The following is a 7,446-nucleotide window of genomic DNA, read 5'->3' on the forward strand; positions in this document are numbered from 1 at the left end:
TTTCTTAACTCAACTATAGCCTTTGGCAGTATGAGCTGGTCGAATTGTTTTTTAATTTCTTAACGTCAACAAATCGTTGAAAACAATTCTTAATAAGCGTTTTTATCACGGAAGGAGCGAATTAGCGTAAGTAGCAGGATCTTTAAATCCAGCCAAAGTGACCAGTTTTCAATGTAGAACAAGTCATGCTCAATACGCTTATCAATCGAGGTATTTCCTCGCCATCCGTGCACCTGAGCCCAGCCAGTCATACCGGCTTGAACCTTGTGCCGCAACATATAGCGAGGAATTCTTTTACGAAATTCTTCAATAAACTCAGGTCGCTCTGGGCGTGGCCCAACTAAAGACATTTCACCACGAAAAACGTTAAGTAATTGCGGTAGTTCATCGAGATTAGATTTTCTGAGCATTCTGCCGATAAATGTTGTGCGAGGGTCGGATTTACTTGCAAATTGAGCTCCTGTCCTCTCAGCATCAATCCTCATTGAGCGGAATTTATAGATTTTAAATTCTTGACCATCCAGGCCCACTCTAGTTTGAGAGTAAAAAATTGGCCCTTTTGAGCTAAATTTAACCATTAAAGCAATCAATAAAAATAGAGGCGAGAAAAAGGCCATCAATCCAAGCGATAAAATCGTATCAAACATTCGTTTCGTAACTCGATTGATGCCACTTAAAGGGGTACTCGTCACACTCACCACGGGCAATCCATCAAACTCTTCTACTTCTGAACCAAGCTGCACAAATTGGTGAAAGTCTGGAACAATTTTAACATCTACAATGCTATCACCGAGCGAGCTTAAAATTGTTTCTGTCTCGGCATGATCTTCAAGTGGCAAAGCAACTAAAACAAGGTCGACCTTGCCTTGAGAAATAATTTTCGGCAGGTCGGCATAGGATCCAATCACGCGAAAGCCCCGCGCCGAACGCTTTTGTTCAGGATACTGACCTTCAATTTCCGCATTACGATCAAGGCACCCAAGAAGCTCAATCCCATACTCACGATGCATCAGCATACTACGCGCGACTTTCTGAGCTAGCGCTTCCGACCCAACAATCAAGGCATAGCGTAAATTATATCCTGAGGATCGCAACACTCTCAGAATTGTGCGAATTAACATCCGAGAAAAAATTGATAGCGTAATAGACAAGCCAATAAAAATTACAAAAACTGCGCGAGAAAAAGGCTCGCTCTTTTCGCGAAATAGGTAGGTAAATGCCAGGAGTAATAATACAGCGAAAAGATTCGCTCGGACGAGTTTGAAAATTTCAACAATTCTACGCTTTCCGCGCGTAGGCTGATAAAGCTTAAATTGCCTGTAAACATAAGCCCAAATCAACCACACGAAAATCAACATTTTAACGTAATCGACAAATGGCGGAATACCCTTGTCGATGGCGATCCAACCAGAAAGGAAGCGCAGCCAATAGGCAAAAATCCAGGCTAGCGAAACAACGAAGAGATCAGTTGCCACGAAAAGTGCTTCAAACAGTTGTGCATTTTTCTTTAGCATTTAAATTCCCTGCCCTAACGCATGCCTACAGCAGTCTGATAGTGCTGCTCTGGCTGCAACAATTCAGATAACTCCGATTGGATTTTCTGGTCAAATTGCTCAACGTTGAAACGTAACGCTGAAGCTAGTGAGCGATCTTCTGCAATCGAATTCAGGCCTTTATTTTTTTCACGGATTAATTCTTGGACAGCGCGCACGATTGCCTCAGGCGTGAGACAAGAAAATAATATCCCTGTGCCAGGCTGAACAATTTCAACAGCTCCCCCGGCGCCATAAGCAATAATCGGGCAGCCCGCAGCCTGAGCCTCAACTAAGACCATTCCGAAATCTTCTTCAGCGGCAAAAACGAAACCTTCGGCCATTTTAAATTCGTGTGCCAAATCTGAGCCCTTAAGCTTTTCTAAAAAAGTAATGTTTGGGCCCGAGATTCTCAACAGGCGTCTGATTTCGGGACCAGAGCCTACAATCTTAAGTGGCAATCCCAATTCATTAAACGCCTCGATAATAATATGCGTGTTCTTATATGGCACTAGTGCATTTACAACGAGAAAACCTTGGCGTTTCTCCGGCTTTGCTGGGTTTTGTTGATTTAACCAATCAGTCTCTACCGGTGGATAAGCCAGTCCGGAGTTACGTCCGTAGGCGGTTTGGATTCGACGTTGGATAAATTCACTAATCGCAACAAAACGATCAACTCCAGCGCTACCTGCAATATCCCAGCGACGTAAGTGTCGGAGGATCGGACGAATCAAGGGCTCGTAGCGTAAATGTCCAAAGTAACGATCATACTGATCGTAAGCGTAGCGCATCGGCGTCAGACAGTAGCATAAATGTTTTAAGCCTGATGGAATTTTAATATTTTTTGCCGCACAGTGACTGATACTGAGCACGGCATCAAAGGGCTGCTCTTCGTGGCGCTGCGCTAATTGCTTAGATAGATTTCGCATCCCGAAGGGATAGCAGGGAAAAAGAAAGCGATAAAACTTCCGCAGTGGGCCGACGGAATTTAAACTCGAAACATAATTGCGGGTCCTACGGATTGTAGGGCTCAGTGCTTCTGAGTGTTGAAAATCGCTACGGCGGAACAGACAAAAAACTTCACTCTCTGGATACAGCTCGAGCACCCTTTCCAGGCATTTCTCGCCACCGCGCATTTGAAAAATCCAATCGTGAATAATTGCTAATCGCATACTAGGCTGCCTGTGCTTGATCAGGTTCTAAATTAAAGAATAATTGCTGATTTAATACGCGCTCATAGACTTGCAGCGTCGCCTGTGCTTGAGCGCGTCGAGAAAATTTCTGACTTTGTAACAAGCCTTGATTAACTAGTTGCCGTTGATGCTCGTCTGTATCGGTTAAGGCTTTAAGGAGCGCTTGGGTTAGTGCTTGCTCCGAAAAATCACTGGCAAAATATGCCTGTTCCCCGCAAACCTCGCGCAGACTGGGCAATGGCGAACAGATCACTCTTGTTCCGGTTGCCAAGGCTTCAAGTGCAACAAGTCCAAAGCCTTCTGCTTTAGAGCTAATGCAAACCATGCCGAAAGCTGCAAGCGTTTGCAGCAATGCATTTCCGACAAGCTCGGATCTAAATTCAATTGTGGGAATTAATTGAAGCGCTTCAACTCTTGTTTTTCTTGAAAAACGCCCGCCGACAACGACTACGCGCGGCAGCCTGACTGCACTTGATTTAGCAAGTGATTGAGCTGCTTGCGCATAGGCATGTATAAATGTTTGAAAGCCTTTATGCGGCCGGTCGCTGCCGACAAAACCCAAAACATTTCGCTCTTGATTAATCTTACCGTAATAGCGCTCGCCGACTCCAAGTCCACAGCGTGTTGAATTATAAGTCAAATAAGTCTTGCCGATACTAGTTGGGAAGTGCTCTGCGAGTTGATTGCAGCTGTGCTGACTAACCGAGATCACGGCGCTTGCGCGTTTGATTGCCGAAGCAATCAAAAATTTTGCTGCAGGGGCGTGGTAAAAAGTATCCGGATGAGTGATGTGAATTAAATCATGCACAGTCACGACTGCTGGCAAGTCTAAATTATAGGGCAAAGTATAATGTGGGGAGTGGAAGAGTTCATGACGTTTGAAAATTTCACGGTTACGCCGGGCAAGTAAGCAGTATTCGGCAAGTGAATACTTGCCTTCGTTCGTTTCATAGACTTCGACGGCACCATGCCAACGTGCCGGAACCTGTGTGTGTTTACCAATTAAGATCGAGTAACGTAAATTTGTTTGCGCTTTGTCGCGCAGCGAGATCATCCCGTCGATCAGATTTTGAATGTAAGTGCCAATTCCGCCATCGCCAAGCTTCCTTGCATCTATCAGAATTCTCGGCTCAGACATCGCGCTTAAACCTCAACAACTACTTAAACTAGATCCACAAAGAGCCTGACGCAATTCCCAGCTTAAGCGAGATTAACGACTTTCCGCGAGTGCATTTCCTCAGGCGCTGTTCCGCCGCGCCCTGGGCGAATAATTTGACGCACAGCATAAATACTTTTGCCTTGAGATTCATGATAGGTGCGAATCAAAACTTCGGCCAGTAATCCGAAGCACAAAAACTGCATGCCGATTAAGACCAGCATCACGCCAAGCATTAAGATTGGTCGGTTCGCAAGTGGCACATGCATAAACAAGCGTTGCACAGTGAGCCAGGTCAGGATTAGCCCACCAGCTAGGCTGCTTAGCATTCCTAAAGCACCAAACATGTGCAGTGGGCGTTTAGCAAAAGAAAGGAAGAACTTAACTGTTAAGAGGTCTAAAATCACGCGAAAGGTGCGTGAAATTCCATACTTCGATGTGCCGGCAACGCGTGCACGGTGATTGACGGGCACTTCCGCGATTTTTACTCCATATTCAGCAGCGACGGCTGGAATAAAGCGATGCATTTCGCCGTAGAGCTGAATGTTTTTTGCAACATCAGCTGTCATCGCCTTGAGAGTGCAACCGTAGTCATGAAGTTGAACTTTAGTAATACGCGAAATCAGCTTGTTGGCGATGCGTGAAGGTAATTTACGGCTAAGGAATTTGTCTTGGCGATTTTTTCTCCAGCCGGCAACGAGGTCGTAGCCTTCATCAAGTTTTTTAATCATTGCTGGGATTTCGGATGGATCGTTTTGCAAGTCGCCATCGAGAGTAATCACTACATCTCCTTCGGCGTGGTCGAAGCCAGCTTGCATGGCTGCTGTTTGACCAAAGTTGCGGCGGAAGCAAACAAGTTTTAAGCGTGGGTCAGTGCCTGCGACTTCAAGGAGTTTCTCGATGGTGCGATCTTTTGAACCGTCATCAACTAAAACAAATTGGCAGTTGAGGTTATTTTTCTCTGCGACTTCGCGTAGTTCGAAGTATAAATTTTGAACGTTTTCTTCTTCGTTGTAGACAGGGATCACTAAAGAAATCAGCTTTTGCATATGAACTTCCATTAAAATCTTAATTTTAGAGACGGGCTTTTCTAACTGATTTACTCGAAATTGTCTATCTGGAGACTGCGGAATACGACTTAACATATTGAATCTATTGAAAATAAATAAATTAAATCGCTGACGATTATCAGCAAGAAAACTGCGCAAAGAACACATCAAAGCGCGCAGTTCTATCACAGCATCTGGCAGTCACTGAGAAATAGCTATTTTTTAGTAAATCAGCTACTCAAACAGTTTCTACTTTAAGCACTTTTTCTGCTTGCTCTTTTCACATTTTCATTTGGGTAGAGGAGGATGAACCGTTTAACAGGTTTTAATATCTCACCTAATTGAAGCTCAGGAGCAGAATTATGAAACTCAATCTAATTCCCGAATCAATGAAGTGGTCAGCGCCTCGGAAGGCTTATCAGTCATTAATAAAATGGTGGGGTCCACGTCTCCTTGACGCAACCTACAATTTCTTCCTCTTTTTCTTCATTGGCCTGTGCCTAATGTTTGCCAGTAAATGCCTGATGACATGGCTGACTTGGTCGCTGAACATGGCCTTTGGGTTAACTTTTTCGCTGCAAGGTTTATGGGTCCAGATCGTCTCTTCGATCATACTCGGAGCCTCAATCATCGTACTGACGGCTACGGTTTATGACCATGAGTTCTTCTCTGGACCTTTGGCGCTACTCGGAGGGGCATTTGCCGGATGGCTAGTCTATTCGCGCTTCTCTAAACCGCAAATCGAAAAGCTGATCGCAGAGAATCGGCTTGTCGATTCAATGCTTACGGCATCTTCGATGGCACTGATTTGTGGCTTGGTAATTTTCGCATTATCGAGACTGGCTGAGTTTATTGAAAATGGACAAAGCAATTATCGATTGCCGACAAGAAGATACTAATGTGCGACAAGCGTAGCTCCGACCGAGGAGGTTTTTGGAAACAGATCCTCCTCGCCCTTTCTCAACCAGACCCTAGAATTGGTATTTTTTGCCCAATGCTCAATGGTGCGCAGCGGTAGCGTTATGGATGCTGCTTTCGCGTCATTATCTGCGACTATTTTCTGTGCAATCATTGTTAGGCTTTTGTATCTTGCGGGTCCGATTTTCGAGAAATGGCAAGATCATATTTACTATCGCTGGAAACGCTGACGCGAGAGACAACGAGTGCCGAGCGAGTGCCTGCAGGAAAGAGGCGAGAGGTTTTTAATTACACCCTCTCGCCCTTTCCTCACAGGACGTCCTTGAAAACATTCACTCACAGTGATATAAGGCCTTATTTATTGCTCTTTCAAACATAAGATCCTTTGGATTATTTTGAGTAAAAGTTTATTAGTACTTCGATAACTTAAGATTAAGATATCGAGGTGCAAAGTGATCGCAAGGTTTTAATTCGATATCATCACTTAAGTCAGATGTTTTAAGCGATGGTATCGTGTGGGTAATTAATCATCGAGTCAGGGTCCAATCTTGGATCGATTGTCGCTCCCGAAAACGAAAAATGGAACAACAAATTGTAGTTTATGGAGGGCGTGGCTCTTCAGACGTGATCGCAGTTGATGTATCTTCAACATCCGGCCGCAATTTTACGGGCACTGTGAGCTTGGAAGCTGGTTATGGCGAATCTAGGAAAACTTTTCCACGAAGCACAATTATAGACGCCTGGAATAGTTGGGCAAAGAATCGCCTTACCGACGGCGCGCCGACCCTGGGCGTTATTGTGAGCGGTGTGGAGAATATCATTTATGCACTCGGAGAAGGTGCAAGTGCGCAGTTCTATTCTGAGCAAGTTGTAACTGTCAGTGGAGAAATCGCTTCACAGGCTGAGCATCTGAACGATGAAGAGGTGCTGGAAATTCTGATGTCGCTCTTTGCCCATCTGGGCATAGCAACGCAGCAGACAACGGTGCGCTTTCTCTATCATGGCAACGAAGGGACTCGGTGTTCATATCGCCTTCGTTTTCCAGACAAGTCACATCCTCTGGATAATCTGACAGGGTTTGCAAGCGTTGACACCATTGAGCCTGACAAAGGTGACGGGAGTACAAACGCCTAGGAAGCAAAAGAGATCGGGACGGATGATTCATTCGTCCCGATACATCACATTCTACAAAGGAATTTTCATCACTTTGCAAGCCTCATATTTTTGCCCAAGGGTGTCCAATGGTACGGGGTTACTTTTTAATGCGCACATCTGATTCCCTAAAATACAATTCCAACTACATTATCGTCCAGATTCATATAGTTGTTGCATGCCGCGCGAAATATTTTAGTTTTACTACTGTTTCAGATTATGAGTGTTTCCTTGGAGAATTAGCCGCTTACCCGCTGCCATTAATTTCAATAAGTTACAGAAGAGGATGACACCAGTTAGGGTGTGTTTACTTTCAGTGAAATCGACGATCTAAAGACTGCAATCGATCGTGTACCTGGCAGAAAAAGAAGTGTCACTTTCAAACCTTATGCATGGAAGCATGCCTTTAAAGATACTTCAGCAGCTTCCAACAATACTCTTAAAGA

6 protein-coding genes are annotated in these 7,446 nt (G+C 44.6%); 2 read left to right on the forward strand and 4 right to left on the reverse strand.

The features are described 5' to 3' along the window. Nucleotides 1–89: 89 nt before the first annotated feature. The 4 genes from JNK13_00415 to JNK13_00430 all read right to left on the reverse strand — a co-directional run bounded on the left by JNK13_00415 (nucleotide 90) and on the right by JNK13_00430 (nucleotide 4,942). On the reverse strand, nucleotides 90–1,514 hold the full coding sequence (locus JNK13_00415) for an undecaprenyl-phosphate glucose phosphotransferase (protein ID MBL7661190.1): 1,425 nt from the start codon (nucleotides 1,512–1,514) through the stop codon (nucleotides 90–92). A gap of 14 nt (nucleotides 1,515–1,528) precedes the next feature. Beyond that, on the reverse strand, nucleotides 1,529–2,704 hold the full coding sequence (locus JNK13_00420; GenBank protein MBL7661191.1) for a glycosyltransferase: 1,176 nt from the start codon (nucleotides 2,702–2,704) through the stop codon (nucleotides 1,529–1,531). Between the two features lies 1 nt (nucleotide 2,705). After that, nucleotides 2,706–3,863, reverse strand: coding sequence for a glycosyltransferase family 4 protein (locus tag JNK13_00425; protein MBL7661192.1), 1,158 nt, complete (start codon nucleotides 3,861–3,863; stop codon nucleotides 2,706–2,708). A 62-nt stretch (nucleotides 3,864–3,925) separates the two neighbouring features. Then, the gene (locus JNK13_00430) at nucleotides 3,926–4,942 is read right to left on the reverse strand and encodes a glycosyltransferase family 2 protein (protein ID MBL7661193.1); all 1,017 of its coding nucleotides are present in this window, start codon (nucleotides 4,940–4,942) and stop codon (nucleotides 3,926–3,928) included. A gap of 350 nt (nucleotides 4,943–5,292) precedes the next feature. Here JNK13_00430 and JNK13_00435 point away from each other — a divergent pair, with 350 nt between their 5' ends. After that, nucleotides 5,293–5,829, forward strand: a complete 537-nt coding sequence (locus JNK13_00435; GenBank protein MBL7661194.1) for a hypothetical protein — start codon at nucleotides 5,293–5,295, stop codon at nucleotides 5,827–5,829. A gap of 532 nt (nucleotides 5,830–6,361) precedes the next feature. Further along, complete coding sequence (locus tag JNK13_00440; protein ID MBL7661195.1) at nucleotides 6,362–6,982, forward strand: hypothetical protein; 621 nt, start codon at nucleotides 6,362–6,364, stop codon at nucleotides 6,980–6,982. Nucleotides 6,983–7,446: the final 464 nt, after the last annotated feature.

This window comes from bacterium (genome assembly GCA_016786595.1).
In the GTDB taxonomy this organism is placed as follows: Bacteria; Bdellovibrionota_C; UBA2361; order SZUA-149; family JAEUWB01; genus JAEUWB01.

Coding starts and splice junctions, on each gene's coding strand:
- JNK13_00430 (MBL7661193.1), bottom strand. CDS start 4,942: ATGGAAGTTCATATGCAAAAGCTGATTTCTTTAGTGATCCCTGTCTAC.
- JNK13_00425 (MBL7661192.1), bottom strand. CDS start 3,863: ATGTCTGAGCCGAGAATTCTGATAGATGCAAGGAAGCTTGGCGATGGC.
- JNK13_00435 (MBL7661194.1), top strand. CDS start 5,293: ATGAAACTCAATCTAATTCCCGAATCAATGAAGTGGTCAGCGCCTCGG.
- JNK13_00420 (MBL7661191.1), bottom strand. CDS start 2,704: ATGCGATTAGCAATTATTCACGATTGGATTTTTCAAATGCGCGGTGGC.
- JNK13_00415 (MBL7661190.1), bottom strand. CDS start 1,514: ATGCTAAAGAAAAATGCACAACTGTTTGAAGCACTTTTCGTGGCAACT.